Raw genomic sequence first — 19,768 nt, 5'->3', positions numbered from 1 at the left:
GGCGTACTCGGCGATGCCGGTGGCCCGGTCCACCTGCCCCGGCACGCTCACCCCGGCGCCCAGCACCCGCGCGCCCTCGACGCCGGCCTGGGCGACCACCGAGCCGACGGCGGTGGCCACATGGGCGACGGCCTGCTCGGGCCTGCTCTCCCCGGGGCGCATGTCCTCCACCGCACGGGCCAGCACGTTCAGCCCCAGGTCGAACAGCTCCACCCGGACGTAGGTCTCCGCCATGTCGACGCCGATCAGCGCGCCGCCCGCGGAGTTGACGGCGACGAGCCCCCGGGGGCGGCCGCCCGCCGAGTCCTCGAAGCCGACCTCCGTGATCATCCGGAGGTCCAGCAACTCGCCGACCAGAGTGGCGACCGTGGCGACGCTCAGACCGGTCGCGGCCGCCAGCGTCTGCCGTGAGGTGGGGGACTGGGCGATGATCTGGCGCAGCACCTCGTAGCGGTTCGCGGTGCGGATGTCACGCGATGTGCGCTTCACGCAGCTGCCCCTCCCGTCCCGTCACGGCCGTGCCGGGACGTACGACGGCACCGGCGCGGCGCAAGGCTATGGGCTTCGCGGAACTTTCGACAAGGGGTTAGGAAAGGGGCCGTAGAAACTTCTCCGGGAGTCGGGTGCGGGGTGTCGGGCGCCAACACGTCGAAACGGCCCGCCAGTTGTCACTGGCGGGCCGTCACGGTAGGTACTACGGCTGCTTGTTCCACTCGGTGATCACGGGCCACCCGTGCTCGGTGGACAACCGGCTGACGGTGCCGGTCGCCAGCTGGAACAACCGGCCCTCGGCGGGCGGCAGCCCCAGGCGGCGCGCCGTCAGCACGCGCAGGAAGTGGGCGTGGGCCACCAGGACCACGTCACCCGTGCCGCTGGTGAGTGCCGCCTCGACCTTCCTGAGCACCCGGTCGGCCCGCGCGCCGATCTGTTCCGGCGACTCACCGGGGTGGCCCTCCGGGCCCGGGGGCACGCCGTCGGTCCACAGGTACCAGTCGGGCCGGGAGCGGTGGATCTCCGCCGTGGTGATGCCCTCGTAGCCGCCGTAGTCCCATTCGTGCAGGTCGGGGTCTGGTACGACCCCGGTCAGACCGGCCAGCTCGGCCGTGCGTATCGCGCGGTCCAGCGGGCTGGACAGCACCAGTGCGTAGGTCCGGTCGGTGAGGAGCGGGGCGAGGGACTTGGCCTGTTCCTCGCCGTGCTGGGTGAGGGGCAGGTCGGTCCAGCTGGTGTGCTGTCCCGACACGCTCCACTCCGTCTCACCGTGGCGGACCAGGAGGAGGTCCCCCACGGCACACCTACTTCGACTCGACGGCGTGGCCGCCGAACTGGTTGCGCAGCGCCGCGATCATCTTCATCTGCGGGGAGTCGTCCTGGCGGGACGCGAACCGGGCGAAGAGGGAGGCCGTGATCGCCGGCAGCGGCACCGCGTTGTCGATGGCCGCCTCGACGGTCCAGCGGCCCTCGCCGGAGTCCTGCGCGAAGCCCTTCAGCTTGTCCAGGTGCTCGTCGTCGTCCAGCGCGTTGACCGCGAGGTCAAGCAGCCAGGAACGGATGACGGTGCCGTCCTGCCAGGAGCGGAAGACCTCGCGGACGTTGTCCACGGACTTGACCTTCTCAAGAAGCTCCCAGCCCTCGGCGTAGGCCTGCATCATGGCGTACTCGATGCCGTTGTGGACCATCTTGGAGAAGTGCCCGGCGCCGACCTTCCCGGCGTGGACATAGCCGTACGGGCCCTCCGGCTTGAGTGCCTCGAAGATCGGGTGCAGCCGCTCGACGTGCAGCTTGTCGCCGCCGACCATCAGGGCGTAGCCGTTCTGCAGGCCCCACACACCGCCGGAGACACCGGCGTCGACGAAACCGATCCCCTTGATACCGAGTTCGGCGGCGTGCTTCTCGTCGTCCGTCCAGCGGGAGTTGCCGCCGTCGACCACCGTGTCGCCCTCGGACAGCAGGTCCTTGAGCTCGTCGACGACGGACTGGGTGGCGTGTCCCGCCGGGACCATCACCCACACCACGCGCGGCGCGTCGAGCTTCTCGACCAGTTCTTCCAGGGACTTGACGTCGGAGACGTCGGGGTTGCGGTCGTATCCGATGACGGTGTGGCCCGCGCGGCGGATCCGCTCGCGCATGTTGCCGCCCATCTTGCCGAGACCGATCAGTCCGAGCTGCATGTCAGTTCACTTCCTAAGCGTGCGGTACGTCGAGACGAGGGCGGTGGTGGACGGGTCGAGGCCGGGGACGTCGGCGCCTTCGGTGAGGGCGGGCTCGATGCGCTTGGCGAGGACCTTGCCCAGCTCCACGCCCCACTGGTCGAAGGAGTCGATGTTCCAGATCGCGCCCTGCACGAAGACCTTGTGCTCGTAGAGGGCCACGAGCTGGCCGAGGACCGACGGGGTCAGCTCGCGGGCCAGGATCGTGGTGGTGGGGTGGTTGCCCCTGAAGGTGCGGTGCGCCACCTGCTCCTCGGCCACGCCCTCCGCACGGACCTCCGCCGCCGTCTTGCCGAAGGCCAGCGCCTGGGTCTGGGCGAAGAAGTTCGCCATCAGCAGGTCGTGCTGCGCCTTGAGTTCACCGCTCAGCTCGGCGACCGGTTCGGCGAAGCCGATGAAGTCCGCCGGGATCAGCTTGGTGCCCTGGTGGATCAACTGGTAGTACGCGTGCTGGCCGTTGGTGCCCGGCGTGCCCCACACCACGGGGCCGGTCTGCCACTGCACCGGACGGCCGTCCCGGTCCACCGACTTGCCGTTGGACTCCATGTCCAGCTGCTGGAGGTAGGCGGTGAACTTGGACAGGTAGTGCGAGTACGGCAGCACCGCGTGCGACTGGGCGTCGAAGAAGTTGCCGTACCAGACGCCCAGCAGGCCAAGGAGCAGAGGCGCGTTGGCCTCGGCGGGAGCCGTGCGGAAGTGCTCGTCGACCAGGTGGAAGCCGTCGAGCATCTCGCGGAACCGGTCCGGGCCGATGGCGATCATCAGCGAGAGGCCGATGGCCGAGTCGTAGGAGTAGCGGCCGCCGACCCAGTCCCAGAACTCGAACATGTTGTCCGGGTCGATGCCGAACTCCGTCACCTTGCCGGCGTTGGTCGAAAGGGCCACGAAGTGCTTCGCCACCGCCTTCTCGTCGCCACCCAGCCCGTCGAGGAGCCAGGTCCGCGCCGAGGTCGCGTTGGTGATCGTCTCGATCGTGGTGAACGTCTTCGACGCGACGATGAACAGCGTCTCCGCCGGGTCCAGGTCGCGGGTCGCCTCGTGCAGGTCGGCGCCGTCCACGTTGGACACGAAACGGAACGTCAAATCCCGTGCCGTGAAGGCGCGCAGCGCCTCGTAGGCCATCGCGGGGCCGAGGTCCGAGCCGCCGATGCCGATGTTGACCACGTTCCGGATGCGCTTGCCGGTGTGGCCGGTCCACTCGCCGGAGCGGACGCGCTCGGCGAAACCGCCCATCTTGTCGAGGACGGCGTGCACGGCCGGGACGACATCGACCCCGTCCACCTCGACCACCGCGTCGCGCGGGGCGCGCAAGGCGGTGTGCAGGACGGCCCGCCGCTCGGTGATGTTGATCTTCTCGCCGCGGAACATCGCGTCCCGCAACCCGAACACGTCGGTGGCGGTTGCCAGTTCCTGGAGCAGGGCGAGGGTCTCGTCCGTGATCAGGTGCTTGCTGTAGTCGATGTGCAGGTCGCCGACCCGTACGACATACCGCTCGGCGCGCGCCGGGTCGGCCGCGAACAGCTCACGCAGGACGGGCTGTCCTTCGGCCCGGTGGTCCTCCAGGGCGGCCCACTCGGGCCGCCGGGTGAGCTCGGGGGTGTCAGGCATGGGAGACGGTCTCCTTGGTGCCCTCGCCGCGCAGGGCGATGGCGTACATCTCGTCGGCGTCGAGGCGGCGCAGTTCCTCGGCGATGAGTTCGGAGGTGGGGCGGACCTTCAGGGCGAGGGTGCGCGGCGGCTGGCCCGGCAGGGTCAGGCTGGCCAGCGGGCCCTCGGGGCGGTCGATGACGATCTCGCCGGTGGCGGTGCCGAGCCGTACCTTCGTGACGACCGGGCCGGGGGAGACCACGCGGTCCACCTTGACCTTCAGCCGCGCCTCCAGCCAGCGGGCGAGGAGTTCGGCGCTGGGGTTGTCCGCCTCGGCCTCCACGGCCGCCGAGGTCACGTCGGCCCGGGCCTGGTCGAGGGCGGCGGCCAGCATGGACCGCCACAGGGTGAGCCGGGTCCAGGCGAGGTCGGTGTCACCGGGCGCGTAGTTGCGGGCGCGGGTCTCCAGCACCTGCATCGGCCGCTCGACCGCGTACAGGTCGGTGATCCGGCGCTGCGCGAGCGCGCCCAGCGGGTCCTTGGACGGGGTGTCCGGGGCCTCCACCGGCCACCACACGACCACCGGGGCGTCCGGCAGCAGCAGCGGCAGCACCACCGAGTCGGCGTGGTCGGAGACCTCGCCGTACGTCCGCAGCACGACCGTCTCGCCGGTGCCGGCCTCGGAGCCGACCCGGACCTCGGCGTCCAGCCGGGACGTGGTGCGGTCGCGCAGGGTGCGGGCGTGCCGCTTGATGACGACCAGGGTGCGCGAGGGGTGCTCGTGCGAGGCCTCCTCGGCCGCCTTGATCGAGTCGTAGGCGTTCTCCTCGTCCGTGACGATCACCATCGTCAGGACCATGCCCACGGCAGGGGTTCCGATGGCGCGGCGACCCTGCACCAGCGCCTTGTTGATCTTGCTTGCCGTGGTGTCGGTCAGGTCGATCTTCATGGCCTGCGCCAGCTCCGTCCGTCTCGTGCGAGCATCTCGTCGGCTTCCTGCGGTCCCCAGCTGCCCGACTCGTACTGTGCGGGCTTACCATGCTTTGCCCAGTACGTCTCGATCGGGTCGAGGATCTTCCAGGACTCTTCCACTTCCTGGTGACGAGGGAACAAATTGGCGTCGCCGAGCAGCACATCCAGGATGAGCCGCTCGTACGCCTCCGGGCTGGACTCCGTGAACGACTCGCCGTACGCGAAGTCCATCGTCACGTCCCGGATCTCCATCGACGTGCCCGGCACCTTGGAGCCGAACCGGACGGTCATGCCCTCGTCGGGCTGGACGCGGATGACGATCGCGTTGGCGCCGAGTTCCTCGGTGGCCGTGGAGTCGAAGGGGGAGTGCGGGGCCCGCTTGAAGACCACCGCGATCTCGGTGACCCGGCGGCCCAGCCGCTTGCCGGTGCGCAGGTAGAAGGGGACGCCCGCCCAGCGGCGGTTGTCGATGCCGAGCTTGACGGCCGCGTAGGTGTCGGTCTTCGACTTGGGATCGATGCCGTCCTCCTGGAGGTAGCCGATCACCTTCTCGCCGCCCTGCCAGCCCTCGGCGTACTGCCCGCGCACGGTGTGCCTGCCCAGGTCCTCCGGCAGCCGCACCGACTTCAGGACCTTCAGCTTCTCGGTGAGCAGCGCGTCCGCGTCGAACGCGATCGGCTCCTCCATCGCCGTCAGGGCCATCAGCTGCAGCAGGTGGTTCTGGATGACGTCACGGGCCGAGCCGATGCCGTCGTAGTACCCCGCCCGGCCGCCGATGCCGATGTCCTCGGCCATGGTGATCTGCACGTGGTCGACGTAGGAGCGGTTCCAGATCGGCTCGTACATCTGGTTGGCGAAGCGCAGCGCCAGGATGTTCTGGACGGTCTCCTTGCCCAGGTAGTGGTCGATGCGGAACACCTGGTCCGGATCGAACACGTCGTGCACGACCGCGTTCAGGTCCTGCGCGGAGGCCAGGTCGTGGCCGAACGGCTTCTCGATGACCGCCCGGCGCCAGGAGCCTTCCGGCGGGGTCGCCAGGCCGACCTTCTTCAGCTGCTGGACGACCTTCGGGAAGAACTTCGGCGGCACGGAGAGGTAGAACGCGAAGTTGCCGCCGGTGCCCCGGGAGGAGTCCAGCTCGTCCACGGCCGACTTGAGCTGCTTGAACGCCGTGTCGTCGTCGAAGTCGCCGGGGATGAACCGCATGCCCTCGGCGAGCTGCTGCCAGACCTCCTCCTGGAACGGGGTCCGGGCATGCTCGCGCACCGCGTCGTGGACGACCTGCGCGAAGTCCTGGTCCGCCCAGTCCCGGCGGGCGAAGCCGACGAGCGAGAAGCCCGGCGGCAGCAGCCCGCGGTTGGCCAGGTCGTAGATCGCCGGCATCAGCTTCTTGCGCGACAGGTCACCGGTCACCCCGAAGATGACCAGGCCCGACGGGCCGGCGACCCGCGGCAGCCGCCGGTCGCGCGCGTCCCGCAGCGGGTTGTCCCAGTCGGCGGCGGGCACCACCGGCACCCGCACCTCCTTGGCGGTCTCGCTCATCACACCTCAACTCCCTTGCTGTCCAGGGACTTCGTGACGGCGTCCAGCAGGTCCTGCCAGGCCGCCTCGAACTTGGCGACGCCCTCGTCCTCCAGCTTGCCCACGACCTCGTCGTAGGAGATGCCGAGGCGCTCCACCGCTTCCAGATCCGCGCGGGCCTGCGCGTAGCCGCCGGTCACCGTGTCGCCGTGGATGTCACCGTGGTCGGCGGTCGCGTTCAGCGTCGCCTCCGGCATGGTGTTGACGGTGCCCGGTGCGACCAGCTCGTCGACGTAGAGGGTGTCCTTGTACGCCGGGTCCTTCACGCCGGTGGAGGCCCACAGCGGGCGCTGCTTGTTGGCCTTCGCGCCGGCCAGCGCGGCCCAGCGGTCGCCGGCGAAGACCTGCTCGTACGCCTCGTAGGCCAGCCGCGCGTTCGCCAGCGCCGCCCTGCCCTTGAGCGCGAGCGCCTCGTCGGTGCCGATGACGGTCAGCCGCTTGTCGATCTCGCTGTCGACACGGGAGACGAAGAAGGAGGCCACGGAGTGGATCGTGGAGAGGTCCAGGCCCTTGGCGGCGGCCTGCTCCAGGCCGGCCAGGTAGGCGGCCATGACCTCGAGGTAGCGCTCCAGGGAGAAGATCAGCGTGACGTTGACGCTGATGCCCTCGGCGACGACCGCGGTGATCGCCGGGAGACCGGCCTTGGTCGCCGGGATCTTGATCATCACGTTGGGACGGTCGACCAGCCAGGCGAGCTGCCTGGCCTCGGCGACGGTGGCGGCGGTGTCGTGGGCGAGGCGGGGGTCGACCTCGATGGACACCCGGCCGTCCGTGCCATGTGACACATCGTATACAGAATGCAGAATATCGGCCGCGGCCCGCACATCCCGCGTGGTCATCATCCGCACGGCCTCGTCGACCGTGACACCCCGCACCGCCAGGTCGGCGAGCTGCTCCTCGTACCCCTCGCCGGAGCCGATGGCGGCCTGGAAGATCGAGGGGTTGGTGGTGACGCCGACGACGTTCCTGGTGGCGACCAGCTCGGCGAGGTTGCCGGTGCTGATCCGCTTGCGCGACAGGTCGTCCAGCCAGATCGAGACGCCCTCGTCGGAGAGGCGCTTGAGTGCTCCCGCGGTGGCGGTTGCTTCGGTCACAGTGATCATCTTCCTCTTCTGAACTGTTTCTGGCTGGTGGATCAGGCGGTACGGGCGGCGGCGAGGGACTCGTGGGCCCGCGCGGCCACGTTCTCGGGGGTGAAGCCGAACTCGGCGAACAGGGTCTTCGCGTCGGCGGAGGCACCGAAGTGCTCCAGGGAGACGATCCGTCCGGCGCCGCCGACGAAGCGGTACCAGGTCAGGCCGATCCCGGCCTCGACGGCGACCCGCGCCTTCACGGCCGGCGGCAGGACGCTCTCGCGGTACTCGCGGGGCTGCTCCTCGAACCACTCCACGGACGGCATCGACACCACCCGGGTGCCGATCCCCTCGGCCTCGAGAAGGTCGCGTGCCTCGACGGCGAGGTGCACCTCGGAACCGGTGGCGATCAGGACTACCTCCGGGGTCTCGGTCGACGACTCGCGCAGCACGTAGCCGCCCTTGGCCGCGTCCGGGTTCGGCGCGTACGTCGGCACGCCCTGGCGGGTCAGCGCGAGCCCGTGCGGGGCGGGGTGCGTGGCGTGCCTCTTCAGGATCTCGGCCCAGGCCGCCGCGGTCTCGTTGGCGTCGGCCGGGCGGACGACGTTCAGGCCCGGGATGGCGCGCAGCGCGGCCAGGTGCTCGACCGGCTGGTGGGTCGGGCCGTCCTCGCCGAGCCCGATGGAGTCGTGCGTCCAGACGTACGTCACAGGGAGCTGCATCAGCGCCGACATGCGGACGGCGTTGCGCATGTAGTCGGAGAACACCAGGAAGGTGCCGCCGTAGATGCGGGTGTTGCCGTGCAGGGCGATGCCGTTCATCTCGGCGGCCATCGAGAACTCGCGGATGCCGAAGTGGACGGTACGGCCGTACGGGTTCGCCTCGGGCAGCGGGTTGCCCTTCGGCAGGAAGGAGGACGTCTTGTCGATGGTGGTGTTGTTCGAGCCCGCGAGGTCGGCCGAACCGCCCCACAGTTCGGGCAGCACCGGGCCGAGCGCCTGGAGGACCTTGCCGGAGGCGGCGCGGGTGGCGACGGCCTTGCCCTCCTCGAAGACGGGCAGCGCGTCCTCCCAGCCGTCGGGGAGCTGGCCGGCGACGACCCGGTCGAAGAGGCGGGCGTGCGCCTCGTTCCCGGTGCGCCACTCGGCGATGCGCTTGTCCCAGGCCGCATGGGCCTCGGCGCCCCGGTCGAGGGCCCGGTGGGTGTGGGCCAGGACGTCGGCGTCGACCTGGAAGGTCCGCTCCGGGTCGAAGCCGAGGAGGCGCTTGGTGGCGGCGACCTCGTCGGCGCCGAGCGCGGAGCCGTGGGAGGCCTCGGTGTTCCGCGCGTTCGGGGCGGGCCAGGCGATGATCGTGCGCATCGCGATGATGGACGGCCGCCCGGTCTCTTCCCGGGCCGCCTGCAGGGCCGCGTACAAGGCGTGAACGTCGACGTCACCCTCTGTGGTCGGATCGATGCGCTGGGTGTGCCAGCCGTAGGCCTCGTACCGCTTCAGGACGTCCTCGGAGAACGCGGTCGCGGTGTCGCCCTCGATGGAGATGTGGTTGTCGTCGTAGACGAAGACCAGGTTGCCGAGCTTCTGGTGGCCGGCCAGGGAGGAGGCCTCGGCGGAGACGCCCTCCTCCAGGTCGCCGTCGGAGACGATCGCCCAGATGGTGTGGTCGAAGGGGGAGGTGCCCTCGGGGGCCTCGGGGTCGAAGAGGCCGCGCTCGTAGCGGGCGGCCATGGCCATGCCGACGGCGTTGGCGACGCCCTGGCCCAGCGGACCGGTGGTGGTCTCCACGCCGGCCGTGTGCCCGTACTCCGGGTGCCCCGGCGTCTTCGACCCGTGCGTCCGGAAGGCCTTGAGGTCGTCCAGCTCCAGCTCGTACCCGGCGAGGAACAGCTGGGTGTAGAGGGTGAGCGAGGTGTGCCCGGGGGAGAGGACGAAACGATCACGGCCGGTCCACTCGGGATCGGCCGGGTCGTGACGCATCACCTTCTGAAAGATCGTGTACGCGGCCGGGGCCAGGCTCATCGCGGTGCCGGGGTGCCCGTTGCCGACCTGCTGTACGGCGTCGGCCGCGAGGAGGCGCGCGGTGTCCACGGCACGCCGGTCGAGGTCGGTCCACTCGAAGCTGTCGCCGAAGCCGTCCGATGTCTGCGTGCTCATCTCCGTGCTCATCTTCAAGAAGTCCTCGTTCGAAGCGTTCTGGCTGGCCTGACGCGTTCAAAAGTAAAAGTCTGACTTTTGAGAGGGAAGGTCGGAGTGTGTCAGTCTGTGGTGAAAGTGGGACACGGATCTTCGACAGGGATGGCACGAGAAGGACATGGCGGACAGAACGCCCAACGGGGCAGGCGACGGTGACGGAATCAGAACCTTCCCCTTCCCGGTGGATCTGAGCGTCGGCGGTGTCGGCATCCAGGTCGGCACGATGGGAACGGAACGCCTGTGGCACGCCGACGCCCCGCTGGAGCGCGTCCACCGCATCGACTTCCACGTGGTCATGCTCTTCACCGAGGGCCCGGTCCGCCACATGATCGACTTCGCCGAGTACGAGGCCCGCGCCGGCGACCTGCTCTGGATCCGCCCCGGCCAGGTGCACCGCTTCTCGCGGACCTGCGAGTACCGCGGCAGCGTCCTGACCATGCAGCCCGGCTTCCTGCCGCGGGCCACCGTCGAGGCGACCGGCCTCTACCGCTACGACCTGCCGCCCCTGCTCCGCCCCGACCCACCGCAGCTCACCGCGCTCCGGGCGTCGCTCGCCAACCTGCAACGCGAGTACGCGGACACGGCAACCCTCCCCCTGAGCCTGCACACGTCCGTGCTACGGCACTCCCTCACGGCGTTCCTCCTCCGCCTCGCCCACCTGGCGGCCAGTTCGGCGGAGGCGGCCCGCCGCCAGGCCGATACGACCTTCACCCTCTTCAGGGACGCGGTGGAGAAGGACTTCGCCACCAACCACAGCGTCAGTGCCTACGCCGACGCCCTCGGCTACTCCCGCCGCACCCTGGTCCGCGCGGTCCGCGCCGCGACAGGGGAGACGCCGAAGGGCTTCATCGACAAGCGGGTGGTACTGGAGGCCAAGCGCCTCCTCGCCCACACCGAACTGCCGATCGGCCGAGTGGGCGCTGCGGTCGGCTTCCCCGACGCGGCGAACTTCTCCAAGTTCTTCCAACTGCACACGGGACAGACACCGGTGACGTTCCGGGCGGAGCTGCGCTGAGGCGAGCCGGAAATTCGCGAGCGGTGAGTGCGACGCCCCTTCTATCGTGAACCGCTGCCGTCCGTGCGGGACGGCCGGAAGGGAGAGTCGGCAGAGTGCCCGATGTGTACGAGGCCCTGCTGGACGCCGAGTTGAGCAAGGCGTTCGACGTGTGGTCCGGCTATCTCGATGCCCGGACGGGTGAGGATCCCGAGGTCCGAGCCGAACTGCGCTCCCTGTTGGGCGACGCCCGCACACACGCCGCCGAAGGCGACAGGGCCGTCGCCCGCGCCCGGCTGGTGGACATGGACGACACGGCCCGGGAAGCCGGCCTTCCCTGGGCTCCGAGGCCACCCCGACCCTGCGAGGCCGACCGGCAGGCGCGCGACTATGTCAAGGACGCGGCACCCTCGCTCCCCCTGTATCTGCGGGATCGGCTCGATCACATCGAGGTCTCCCTGGCGGTCACCGGCTACCGTCTCCAGGACGCCGGCGACCTCGAGGCGGCCACCCGCGAGGACATCGTCTACGTCACCGCCCGCGCTTGGATGGCCCTCGACCTCGCTCATGTGACCGCGGCACAACGCGAACTGGAGCGCCTGAAGGCCATCGCACGGCGCTGCGGCGTGGGGTGCTGAGGGCCGGACGAGCCTCCTGCCGACACGGGGATGCCCCGCGAGATGACCCTCGCGGGGCGTCCCCGACTCCTGTGTCAGTGACCGAAGTCGAACCAGTTCACGTTCACGAAGTCCGCCGACTGGCCGCTGCTGAAGGTCAGATAGACGTCGTGGGTGCCCGTCACCGAGCTGATGTTGGCAGGGACCGTGGTCCAGGTCTGCCAGCCGCCGGTGTTGGCGACCGAGAAGCTGCCGATGGGGGAGTTGGAGGGGCTGTCGAGCCGGACCTGGACCTGGCCGCTCACCCCGGACGCGGCGCCGCTCGCCACCCTCGCGTAGAACTGGGTGGCCGCCGTGGAGCCGAAGTTGACACCCTTGTAGAGCGCCCAGTCGCCGTTGGCGACGTACCCGATGTCCTGGCCGCCGCCGGTGTCGGTGGTGGTCTCGGCGGTCACGCCGGACTGACTGTCGTACGACTCCGCCTGGATGGCGCTGTACGCGTCCCGGCTGCCGGTCGGCGGGGTGGTGGTACCGCTCCCACTTGCCTGCAGGACCTGGACGTAGTCGACGACCATCGGGTGGCCGGACTCGGTGGCGCTGGTCGGACCGCCGCCGAAGGCGTCCGGGAAACCGCCGCCCATCGCCACGTTCAGGATGACGAAGAAACCGTGGTTGGTGGCGTTGGCCCAGGTGGTGGCGTCGACCTGACTGGACGTCACCGTCTGGTAGTTGACGCCGTCGACGTAGAAGCGGATCGCCTCGGGGCTCACCGAGCGGTCCCACTCCATCGTGTAGGTGTGGAAGCCGGACTGGCAGGTGGTGTTGGGGCAGGCGGTCGAATTGCCCAGGCCCGTCGTCTCGTTGCAGGGGCCGCCCGGGTTGGTGCCGCAGTGCATGGTCGCCCAGACCTTGTTCAGGCCCTGCACGTTCTCCATGATGTCCAGCTCGCCGACGCTCGGCCAGTTCTGGTAGTTGCCCCGGTAGGGCGCGCCCAGCATCCAGAACGCGGGCCAGTAGCCGTAGGCGGCGGTGCCGGTGACGTTCGGCATCTGGACGCGGGCCTCGACGCGCAGCTTGCCGCCGGCCGGGGGCTGGAAGTCGGTACGGGTGGTCTCGATGCGGCCCGACGTCCAGTTGCCGGCCGAGTCCCGCACCGGCGTGATCTTCAGGTTGCCGCTGCCGTCCAGGGCGACGTTGGTGGTGCTCGAGGTCATCGTCTCGACCTCGCCGGTACCCCAGTTGGCGGCGCCTCCGGGGTACGAGGTCCCGGTGTCGTACTGCCAGTTGGAGGTGTTGACGCCGGTGCCGGCGGTGCCGTTGAAGTCGTCGAGGAAGACCTGGCTCCAGCCGGACGGCACGCTGGGGGCGGATGCGTTGGCGGGGAGGGTGGCGGTGGTGGCGGCCGCGACCGCCAGGCCCATGGTGGCGAGCGCGGCGAGGAGGGCACGGCGGAACGAGCGCCGCCGTCTGTGATCCGCAGGGGGTATACCGGAGGTTTCACTCATGGGGGTGCCTCTCGGGTACGGAGGTGGGGTGCGCGGGTGAGCCTCCGAGGGCGCCAGGACTGGCTGAGAGCGCTCTCAAAGTGGGCCCAATGTGCTCTCCGTGGCTGCGGCCGTCAAGAGTTAAAACAAAGAATCACCTTGTTTCTCAACGGAGTTCAGGCGGTGAACTCGGTGAGCCGGTGAAGTCGGGTGAGTCGGTGAACCCGGTGAGCCGGTGAAGTCGGTGAAGCCGCCCTCAGTGGTGCCACGCCCGTCCGCCCGTGTTGTGGATGAACCGCTGCAGCACCTTGACAGTGGTGAGGTACTCCTGGTCGGAGACGCCGGCGTGCCGCTCCGCCCGCAGTTCGTCCTGGACGGCCGCGGCCTTCCCGAAGAACGCCCGGCCCTCGGCGGTGAGGGCCAGGCACCCCTCGGCGTCCTCGGTGACCCAGCCGCGGGCCACGACGGTGTCGATCTCCTCCTCCATGGCCTGCGGACCCGCGCCGAGGGGCCCGTTCCGGACCGGCCCTAGACCGCGCTGCCGGCCTTCCAGTCCGCCCAGGACAGGTTCCAGCCGTTGAGGCCGTTGGAGGCCTCGACGGTCTTCTCGCCGGAGTTCTTGACGATCACCACGTCACCGAGGATGGAGCTCTCGTAGAACTTGTAGCCCGCCACCGAGGAGTCGCTCGCGCCCTTGGCGTCGTGCAGGCCGACACAGCCGTGGCTGGTGTTCTCCTGGCCGAAGACCGAGGTGGACGCCCAGTAGTTGCCGTGCACGAAGGTGCCGGAGGTGGTCAGGCGCTGGGCGTGCGGGACGTCGGAGATGTCGTACTCGTCGCCGAGGCCGACCGTGGAGGACTCCATCCGGGTCTGCTTGAACCGCTCGCTGATCACCATGATCCCGGACCAGGTGGTGTGCTGGGAGTTGCCGCCGGAGACCGGGTAGGTGGCGTACGTGGCGCCGTCCCGCTTCACGGTCATCTCCTTGGTCGACAGGTCGACGGTGCTGATCTGCTCGCGGCCGATGTGGAAGGTGACGTCCTTGGACTGCACGCCGTAGATGCCGTCCGAGCCCTCGACGTCCTTCAGCTTCAGGCTCAGCGTGATCTTGGTGCCCTTCGCCCAGTACGTCTCCGGGCGGAAGTCGAGGCGGGTGTCGCTGAACCAGTGCCCGACGACCTCGACCTCCGGCTCGGCGGTCACGGTGATCGCCTTCTGGACCGCCGCCCGGTCCTTGACCGCGTGCGTGAAGTTGATCGACACCGGCATGCCGACGCCGGACGTGGAGTCCGCCTCGGGCGTGAAGTAGCCGATGAACGTCTCGCCGGGGGACTTCGTGGTGAAGGTGGCCACCGTCTCGTCGGTCGCGCCCTGCGCCTTCGCCGTCACCGTGTACTTCGTGCCGGAGAACGGGTTCTTCGCCGACGTCCACTTCGTCTTCGCGTCGTTGAAGGTGCCCGACAGCGTCGCCCCGTCGTTGCCCGCGACGGTCACGGAGGCCAGCGTGCCGTCGGTCACCGTGACCTCGACCGGGGTGGTGAAGTCGGCCTTCTTGGTGCCGGAGACGGGACTGACCGTGATCGTCGCCTTCTTGGTCGCGGACTTCGCGGAGGCCGTGGCGCCCTTGCCGTCGGTGGCGGCCGAGGCGTCCGTGGAGGAACTGCATCCGGCCAGCGCGGCCCCCGCGGGCACCGCGCCCAGAGCGGCGAGGATCCCGCGCCGGGACCACTTCCCCGACTGCCGTCCGGACCCGTTCGATATGTGCTGGACGCCCACGACACGCCTTCCTGACTTGTACACCTGTGTCAGGGCATCCTGCGCCGGTTGTATGGGTGGTTCCTTTGAATCGCGGGGGTGCTCGCTGAGATTCCGATGAGGAGCGAGGAGGTCACGCTGCGCAGCCGCGGTCAATCCCCGGCGGACCGGGGCGAGTCGGCCGGAACCCGGGTTGTCCCGTCCGCCGATCGTGAACAGAGTATGAACGCCCGACCGGCGGCCTGAGTTTCCGGTGAGATCACTTTCCCGGCCTGGCTTCCCCACCTACCCGATCGGAATAGTGAAGAAGCAGTAAGCCGACCCCGCCGGAGGTATTCCGTGACCGACGTCCGCAAGCGGCACAACGTGGCCATCGTGGGAGCAGGCGCGGCGGGTGCCCTCACCGCCGTCCAGCTCTGCGAGACGGCGCACCGCCGCCGGACTCCGCTCGACCTCGTCCTGATCGACCCCGCCCCGGAGGCGGGCCGGGGCACCGCCTACGCCACCCGCGACCCCCGGCACCGGCTCAACGTGCCCGCCGGCAACATGAGCGCCTACCCGGACGACCCCGGGCACTTCGTCCGCTGGCTCTGCCGGCACGGCGAACCCGCCGTCACCGGCGCCGACTTCGCCACCCGCTACCGCTACGGCGCCTACCTCGCCGACACCCTCGGCCAGGCCCTCGTCCGCGCCCACGGCACGGTCGCCGTACGGCGGCTGCGCACGCTCGCCGAGAGCTGTACCGGCACCCCCGCGGGCCGGGTGGAACTCCACCTCGCCGACGGGGGACCCCTGGCGGTGGACAGCGCGGTCCTGGCCACCGGACCCGCCGGGGCGAGCGCCGGCTGGGTCCCGCCCGCCCTGCGCACCTCGCCCCGGTTCATCGCCACCCCGTGGGCGCCGGGCGCCCTGGACCCCGCACGGGACAGCCCCGAGGACGTCCTCCTGGTCGGCACCGGCCTGACCGCCGTCGACCTGGCCCTCACCCTCGACCGCCCCGGCCGTACCGTGCACGCCCTCTCCCGCAGTGGACTGCTGCCCCAGCCGCACGCCCTCGGCCCGGCCGGCGCGATGCCCGCCCCGGACGGCCTCGACGACACCTCACTGGGCCGGCTGCGCCGCGCGGTCTACCGGCATGTGAGCCGCTCCGTGCGCACCCACGGCGACTGGCGGCCCGGCCTGGACAGCCTGCGCCCGCACACCGCCCGGCTCTGGCGCAGCCTCACCCCCGAGGAGCGCGAGGAGTTCCTGGCCCGCGAGGGAGCCCTGTGGAACACGCACCGCCACCGCATGGCCCCCGCCACCGCCGAACACGTCTCCCGCGCCCGCACCGCGCGGCGCCTGCACGTCCACACCGGCACGGTGGTCCGCGCCACGCACACCGAACAGGGCCCCCTTGCAGTCGAGTTGTCCGGCGGCCAGACGCTGCTCGTGGGCTGGGTGGTCGACTGCACCGGACCCGGCCGCAGCCTCGACGCCCCCTTGTGGCAGGACCTGTTCGCCTCCGGTACGGCCGTCCCGGGACCGCTCGGCATGGGTGCGGCCACCCGCGACGGACAGCTCCTCGACGGCCAAGGCCGGGCCGGGCTGCCGCTGTTCACGCTGGGCGCCCCGCGCCGGGGCGAGCTCTGGGAGACCACGGCGATCCCCGAGATCCGCGTCCAGGCGGCCGAGCTGGCCCAGCGGCTGCTGCCGCTCCCGGAGCGCCGGCGGGGTTCGCGGCGGCCGGTGGACGGCCACGGGCTGCCCCTGTCCACCCACGCCGAGGCGGCCGCCGCCTACCGCGGCGGTCTCGACCGGGTTCTCAAGGTGCGCTCCGGCGCCGAGGAAGCCTTCGCCCGCGCGGTCGCCCTGGACCCCGGCTTCGCCCTCGGCCACGCCGCCCTCGCCCTGCTGGGCCACGAGTGCGCCGCCGCCGTCGACGTGCCGCGCGCCCTCGCCGACGCCCAGCGCAGTGCCCGCGAACGCGCCGACGAACGCGAGCGGTCCTTCGTGGACGTGGTCACGCGCCGGGTGACCGGTGACGACGGCGACGAGGCGCTCGTACGGCATCTGCGGGAGCACCGGGGAGACGCACTGGCACTGGCGGCGGCCGTGCCGACCATCGCGTTCTCCGGGGTGGGCGACCTGCAGGACGACGACGCCCTCAGGCTGCTCGACCTGACCTCGCCCGCGTACGACGGGCACTGGTTCCACACCTCGCTGCTGGCCTTCCTGCGCCAGGAGCAGGGGCGGCTGCACGAGGCGGGCGAACTGGCCCACCGGGCGCTGGCCGCCGAGCCCGCCTCCGGGCACGCGGTGCACGCCCTGGCGCACGTCCACTACGAGTCCGGGGCGCACGAGGCGGGCCGGGACTGGCTCGACGGATGGGTGTCCGGGCGCGGCCGGGGCGCGGTGCACCGGGCGCACTTCTCCTGGCACATCGCCCTGCACGAACTCGCCCTCGACGACCCGGCCGCCGTCCGCAGACGGTGGTTCGCGCAGCTCGCGCCGGGCCGGGTGGTGAGCGGGGTACGGGCCCTGGTCGACTCGGGGTCGCTGCTGTGGCGGGCCCGGGTGAGCGACAGCTGGCGGGGGGACTTCCCGGTCGCGGGGGTGCTGGAGGCGGTGGAACGCGACGTACTGGAGCGGCCGCAGACCGCGTTCACCGCCCTGCACGCGGCCGTCGCCCTGACCGCCGCCGGGGATCTGGCCGCGCTGCGCCGCCTGCGCGATCACGCCGCCGGTGCCGACGAGGTGCAGCGCGAGGTGGTCGCCCCGCTGTGCGAGGCGTTCGCCGCGCTCGTCGAGGAGCGCTTCCAGGAGGCGGCCCAGGGGCTCGACGCGCTGCTGCCGGTGCTGCGCCGGGTGGGCGGCAGCGCGGCCCAGCGGGAGGTGGTGGAGGAGACCCTCCTGTACGCCCTGGTCTCGGACGGCCGTTGCGAGGCGGCACGGCAGCTGCTCGACGCCCGCCTCGACCGTACCCACGCCCCGCGTGACCGACGGCTGCGTGCGGGGCTGCCCTCCTGAGCGGTCAGGGGGTACGGCCCGGGCGACGCCCACTTCCACACGGGAGGCACGGGAGTCACCGGAGGAGTGCACGTGCACTCCTCCTGGCGAAGTCCGGCCCGGATCAGTGACGCGGCCCGCGCCGACCGTTGCCGTGGGCGGTGCCCCGGCGGACTCCGGCCGTATGCTCCTCAGCGTTCGGCGCCCTGGGTCTCCTGCAGCCGGGCGGCGATCGGCCGGGTGTCCGAGGGGCCGTCGGCGGGCTCCTGGGTGTTCTGCGGCCGGTCGGCGAGCTTGAGCCACACCACTCCGGTGATGATGACGCCCAGCCACAGGGCCTGGACCGGGGTGAGGGTCTCGTCGAAGAAGACGGGGCTCAGCAGCGCCGCACCGGCCGATCCGATGCCGGCCCAGACGGCATAGCCGATACCGACGTCGATGGCGCGCAGCGCGACGCTCAGGGCCCAGAGCGTCAGAAGGAAGAACACGACGGCGACCAGCGACCAGGTCAGGCGGGTGAAGCCGTGGCTTCCGCCGACGGAGAGCGCGTAGCCGACTTCGAATCCTCCGGCGAGGAGAAGCATGAGCCAGGAGTTGGCCGAGGAGCGGCCGGTGTCGGACATGGGGTGGGTCCTCTCGTGAAGATGGGTCGGGTGGCGGCGGGGATCCTCAGGCGGCACCGCTGAGCTGCAGGCCGACGACGCCGGTGATGATGACGGCGATACCGAGGGCCTTGCGCCAGTCCAGCCGCTGGCCGAAGAGCGCCGCTCCGAGCAGGGTGATGCCGACGCCGGCGACGGACGTCCAGATGGCGTAGCCGACACCGACGTTGAAGGTCAGCAGGGCCCTGCTGAGGAAGTAGGTCCCGATCGCACCGCTGAGCAGGGTCACGGCGGTCCACTTGCGGTTCTTGAAGCCTTCGGCCTTGCCGGCCGCGATGGCCACGAGGATCTCGAAGACGTCCGCGATCGCGAGGTAGAGCCACTGCATGGGCATTCCTTTCGTTCGATGGAGGCCGGCGGCGCGGGGCCGGCCCGCCCCCGGGTTCACCGTGGCGCCTGCACGGCGGTGGGCACGGCCGGGCGGTGGTCCGCCGGGCGTGGAGTGGTCGCGCAGCCGGGTGCTGGGCACCCGCCACGGTGTGCGTGAAGGCGTCAGCAGCCGTCGGTGCCGCAGGCGGCACCGCGGGCCACGGCCTGCTCGGCCTGGGCGTCGAGCACGGCCTTGCGGATCCGGGCCGCGGAGGGGACCCCCTCGATGCGGTGGCGTTCGCCGATGACGAGCGTGGGGACGACGGAGACGCGGTACGCCGCGGCGGTCCGCAGCGCCTCCTGGTGGGCCGCGGTGTAGGTCCCGGCCGTGAGCGCCGCGGCGAAAGCGGTTTCGTCCAGGCCCAGTTCGGACGCGATGGCGGTGAGGACGGCCGGCTGCCCGATGTCCCGGTTCTCCTGGAAGAAGGCCCGCAGCACACGCGGGGTGTATTCCGCACCCTTGCCGTGCTCGGCCGCGAACCGGTAGCCCTCGAACGCCAGCCGGGTGTAGGGCTGCGGCGAGACGGTGGGCAGGGTGATGTCCACGTTCATCCGGCGGGCCATCGGATAGACCGAACGCGCCCAGATCGCGGGCAGGTACTCGTCCTCCGGCCGCAGCGTCGGGGCCGGGTGGGGCCGCAGCTCGAACGGCATCCACTCGATCTCGACGTCCAGGTCGTGGGTGGCCTCGTGCAGCGGGCCCTCGGCCAGCATGCAGAACGGACAGACGTAGTCCGACCAGACCTTGATGCCGACCCTGCCGGTTTCGGTTCCGGTCACATCCGCCTCCGGTCGAGGGCGAGGAACTCTTCGAACGGCTGCGTCGCTTCGGGGATCCGCAGCGAGGTGACCTTGATCTGCCAGGCCGTCGGGTCCTCGGCGAAGATCGAGTACGACCCCGAGTAGTCGAAGCCGTACCGGGCGGCCGTCGCGCGGTCGGCCACATGGACGATGTGGCCGACTCTGAAGTAGAGCGAGGCCATGTAGCACAGGGCGCAGGGCTCGCCGGAGGCGATCAGCGTGGCGCCGGCGGTGGCGTGCAGCCCGTACTTCGCGGCGGCCTCGCGCAGCGCGACCACCTCCGCATGCGCGGTGGGGTCGGCGTCCTCGTGCACCCGGTTGAAGCCGGTGCCGAGGATCCGGCCGTCGTTGACCACCACACCGGAGAACGGGATGCCGCCCTCGGCGACGTGCTCGCGGCTGATCCGCACCGCCTCGCGGGCGTACTCGGTCAGCTCGCTCTCTGAGATCTCGGAAGGGGACATCGTCGCTCCTCGACTCGGA

The 19,768-nt window shown here is 70.8% G+C and carries 16 protein-coding genes and 2 pseudogenes; 3 read left to right on the top strand and 15 right to left on the bottom strand.

Features of this window, described 5'->3' with window-relative positions; genetic code table 11:
• From ACFWPS_RS44180 to tkt, 8 genes and pseudogenes are all read right to left on the bottom strand, one after another.
• Window positions 1-489, bottom strand: a pseudogene (locus tag ACFWPS_RS44180) (transcriptional regulator); the annotation flags it as partial.
• 205 nt (window positions 490-694) lie between these two features.
• A complete protein-coding gene (locus ACFWPS_RS44175) occupies window positions 695-1,288 on the bottom strand; it encodes a histidine phosphatase family protein (protein ID WP_383717137.1) in 594 nt (197 codons plus the stop codon).
• 7 nt (window positions 1,289-1,295) lie between these two features.
• Window positions 1,296-2,171 (bottom strand): phosphogluconate dehydrogenase (NAD(+)-dependent, decarboxylating), encoded by an 876-nt coding sequence (gene gnd / locus ACFWPS_RS44170; RefSeq protein WP_383717135.1) that lies wholly within the window; start codon window positions 2,169-2,171, stop codon window positions 1,296-1,298.
• Between the two features lie 6 nt (window positions 2,172-2,177).
• On the bottom strand, window positions 2,178-3,818 hold the full coding sequence (pgi, locus tag ACFWPS_RS44165) for a glucose-6-phosphate isomerase (protein ID WP_383717133.1): 1,641 nt from the start codon (window positions 3,816-3,818) through the stop codon (window positions 2,178-2,180).
• Window positions 3,811-4,746, bottom strand: coding sequence for a glucose-6-phosphate dehydrogenase assembly protein OpcA (opcA, locus tag ACFWPS_RS44160; protein ID WP_383717131.1), 936 nt, complete (start codon window positions 4,744-4,746; stop codon window positions 3,811-3,813). The genes pgi and opcA overlap by 8 nt, the downstream gene beginning before the upstream one ends.
• Window positions 4,743-6,311, bottom strand: a complete 1,569-nt coding sequence (gene zwf, locus ACFWPS_RS44155) for a glucose-6-phosphate dehydrogenase (protein WP_383717129.1) — start codon at window positions 6,309-6,311, stop codon at window positions 4,743-4,745. Before zwf ends, opcA begins: the two co-directional genes overlap by 4 nt.
• Window positions 6,311-7,453, bottom strand: a complete 1,143-nt coding sequence (tal, locus tag ACFWPS_RS44150) for a transaldolase (protein ID WP_383717127.1) — start codon at window positions 7,451-7,453, stop codon at window positions 6,311-6,313. The genes zwf and tal overlap by 1 nt, the downstream gene beginning before the upstream one ends.
• A gap of 32 nt (window positions 7,454-7,485) precedes the next feature.
• Complete coding sequence (tkt, locus tag ACFWPS_RS44145) at window positions 7,486-9,576, bottom strand: transketolase (protein WP_383717125.1); 2,091 nt, start codon at window positions 9,574-9,576, stop codon at window positions 7,486-7,488.
• A 157-nt stretch (window positions 9,577-9,733) separates the two neighbouring features.
• Here tkt and ACFWPS_RS44140 point away from each other — a divergent pair, with 157 nt between their 5' ends.
• Both ACFWPS_RS44140 and ACFWPS_RS44135 read left to right on the top strand, forming a co-directional pair.
• Complete coding sequence (locus ACFWPS_RS44140) at window positions 9,734-10,630, top strand: helix-turn-helix domain-containing protein (protein WP_383717123.1); 897 nt, start codon at window positions 9,734-9,736, stop codon at window positions 10,628-10,630.
• Between the two features lie 95 nt (window positions 10,631-10,725).
• Window positions 10,726-11,247 (top strand): hypothetical protein, encoded by a 522-nt coding sequence (locus ACFWPS_RS44135; RefSeq protein WP_383717121.1) that lies wholly within the window; start codon window positions 10,726-10,728, stop codon window positions 11,245-11,247.
• 74 nt (window positions 11,248-11,321) lie between these two features.
• Here the strand turns inward: ACFWPS_RS44135 and ACFWPS_RS44130 are convergent, their stop codons facing one another.
• The 3 genes and pseudogenes from ACFWPS_RS44130 to ACFWPS_RS44120 all read right to left on the bottom strand — a co-directional run bounded on the left by ACFWPS_RS44130 (window position 11,322) and on the right by ACFWPS_RS44120 (window position 14,486).
• Window positions 11,322-12,731, bottom strand: coding sequence for a glycoside hydrolase family 16 protein (locus ACFWPS_RS44130; RefSeq protein WP_383717118.1), 1,410 nt, complete (start codon window positions 12,729-12,731; stop codon window positions 11,322-11,324).
• 235 nt (window positions 12,732-12,966) lie between these two features.
• Window positions 12,967-13,218, bottom strand: a pseudogene (locus ACFWPS_RS44125) (MarR family transcriptional regulator); the annotation flags it as partial.
• 20 nt (window positions 13,219-13,238) lie between these two features.
• Complete coding sequence (locus ACFWPS_RS44120; protein ID WP_383717116.1) at window positions 13,239-14,486, bottom strand: Ig-like domain-containing protein; 1,248 nt, start codon at window positions 14,484-14,486, stop codon at window positions 13,239-13,241.
• Between the two features lie 318 nt (window positions 14,487-14,804).
• On the opposite strand from ACFWPS_RS44120, the gene ACFWPS_RS44115 reads away from it, so the two are divergent.
• Window positions 14,805-17,474 (top strand): FAD/NAD(P)-binding protein, encoded by a 2,670-nt coding sequence (locus tag ACFWPS_RS44115; protein ID WP_383717114.1) that lies wholly within the window; start codon window positions 14,805-14,807, stop codon window positions 17,472-17,474.
• 170 nt (window positions 17,475-17,644) lie between these two features.
• On the opposite strand, the gene ACFWPS_RS44110 is transcribed toward ACFWPS_RS44115, so the two are convergent.
• From ACFWPS_RS44110 to ACFWPS_RS44095, 4 genes are all read right to left on the bottom strand, one after another.
• Window positions 17,645-18,076: a DMT family transporter gene (locus ACFWPS_RS44110; RefSeq protein ID WP_383717111.1), complete on the bottom strand. Its 432-nt coding sequence runs from the start codon at window positions 18,074-18,076 to the stop codon at window positions 17,645-17,647.
• A gap of 46 nt (window positions 18,077-18,122) precedes the next feature.
• Entirely contained in the window at window positions 18,123-18,443 is a 321-nt protein-coding gene (locus ACFWPS_RS44105) for a DMT family transporter (protein WP_383717108.1), read from the bottom strand.
• Window positions 18,444-18,607: 164 nt separating this feature from the next.
• On the bottom strand, window positions 18,608-19,264 hold the full coding sequence (locus ACFWPS_RS44100) for a DsbA family protein (protein WP_383717106.1): 657 nt from the start codon (window positions 19,262-19,264) through the stop codon (window positions 18,608-18,610).
• Window positions 19,261-19,749: a nucleoside deaminase gene (locus tag ACFWPS_RS44095; protein ID WP_383717103.1), complete on the bottom strand. Its 489-nt coding sequence runs from the start codon at window positions 19,747-19,749 to the stop codon at window positions 19,261-19,263. Before ACFWPS_RS44095 ends, ACFWPS_RS44100 begins: the two co-directional genes overlap by 4 nt.
• Window positions 19,750-19,768 lie beyond the last annotated feature (19 nt).

Source organism: Streptomyces sp. NPDC058457, from assembly GCF_042720695.1.
In the GTDB taxonomy this organism is placed as follows: domain Bacteria; phylum Actinomycetota; class Actinomycetes; order Streptomycetales; family Streptomycetaceae; genus Streptomyces.
Note: the sequence above shows the minus strand (reverse complement) of the source record. Positions and strands in the feature narration are given on the sequence as shown.

Coding starts and splice junctions, on each gene's coding strand:
- gnd (WP_383717135.1), bottom strand. CDS start 2,171: ATGCAGCTCGGACTGATCGGTCTCGGCAAGATGGGCGGCAACATGCGC.
- pgi (WP_383717133.1), bottom strand. CDS start 3,818: ATGCCTGACACCCCCGAGCTCACCCGGCGGCCCGAGTGGGCCGCCCTG.
- opcA (WP_383717131.1), bottom strand. CDS start 4,746: ATGAAGATCGACCTGACCGACACCACGGCAAGCAAGATCAACAAGGCG.
- zwf (WP_383717129.1), bottom strand. CDS start 6,311: ATGAGCGAGACCGCCAAGGAGGTGCGGGTGCCGGTGGTGCCCGCCGCC.
- tal (WP_383717127.1), bottom strand. CDS start 7,453: ATGATCACTGTGACCGAAGCAACCGCCACCGCGGGAGCACTCAAGCGC.
- tkt (WP_383717125.1), bottom strand. CDS start 9,576: ATGAGCACGCAGACATCGGACGGCTTCGGCGACAGCTTCGAGTGGACC.
- ACFWPS_RS44140 (WP_383717123.1), top strand. CDS start 9,734: ATGGCGGACAGAACGCCCAACGGGGCAGGCGACGGTGACGGAATCAGA.
- ACFWPS_RS44130 (WP_383717118.1), bottom strand. CDS start 12,731: ATGAGTGAAACCTCCGGTATACCCCCTGCGGATCACAGACGGCGGCGC.
- ACFWPS_RS44110 (WP_383717111.1), bottom strand. CDS start 18,076: ATGTCCGACACCGGCCGCTCCTCGGCCAACTCCTGGCTCATGCTTCTC.
- ACFWPS_RS44105 (WP_383717108.1), bottom strand. CDS start 18,443: ATGCAGTGGCTCTACCTCGCGATCGCGGACGTCTTCGAGATCCTCGTG.
- ACFWPS_RS44095 (WP_383717103.1), bottom strand. CDS start 19,749: ATGTCCCCTTCCGAGATCTCAGAGAGCGAGCTGACCGAGTACGCCCGC.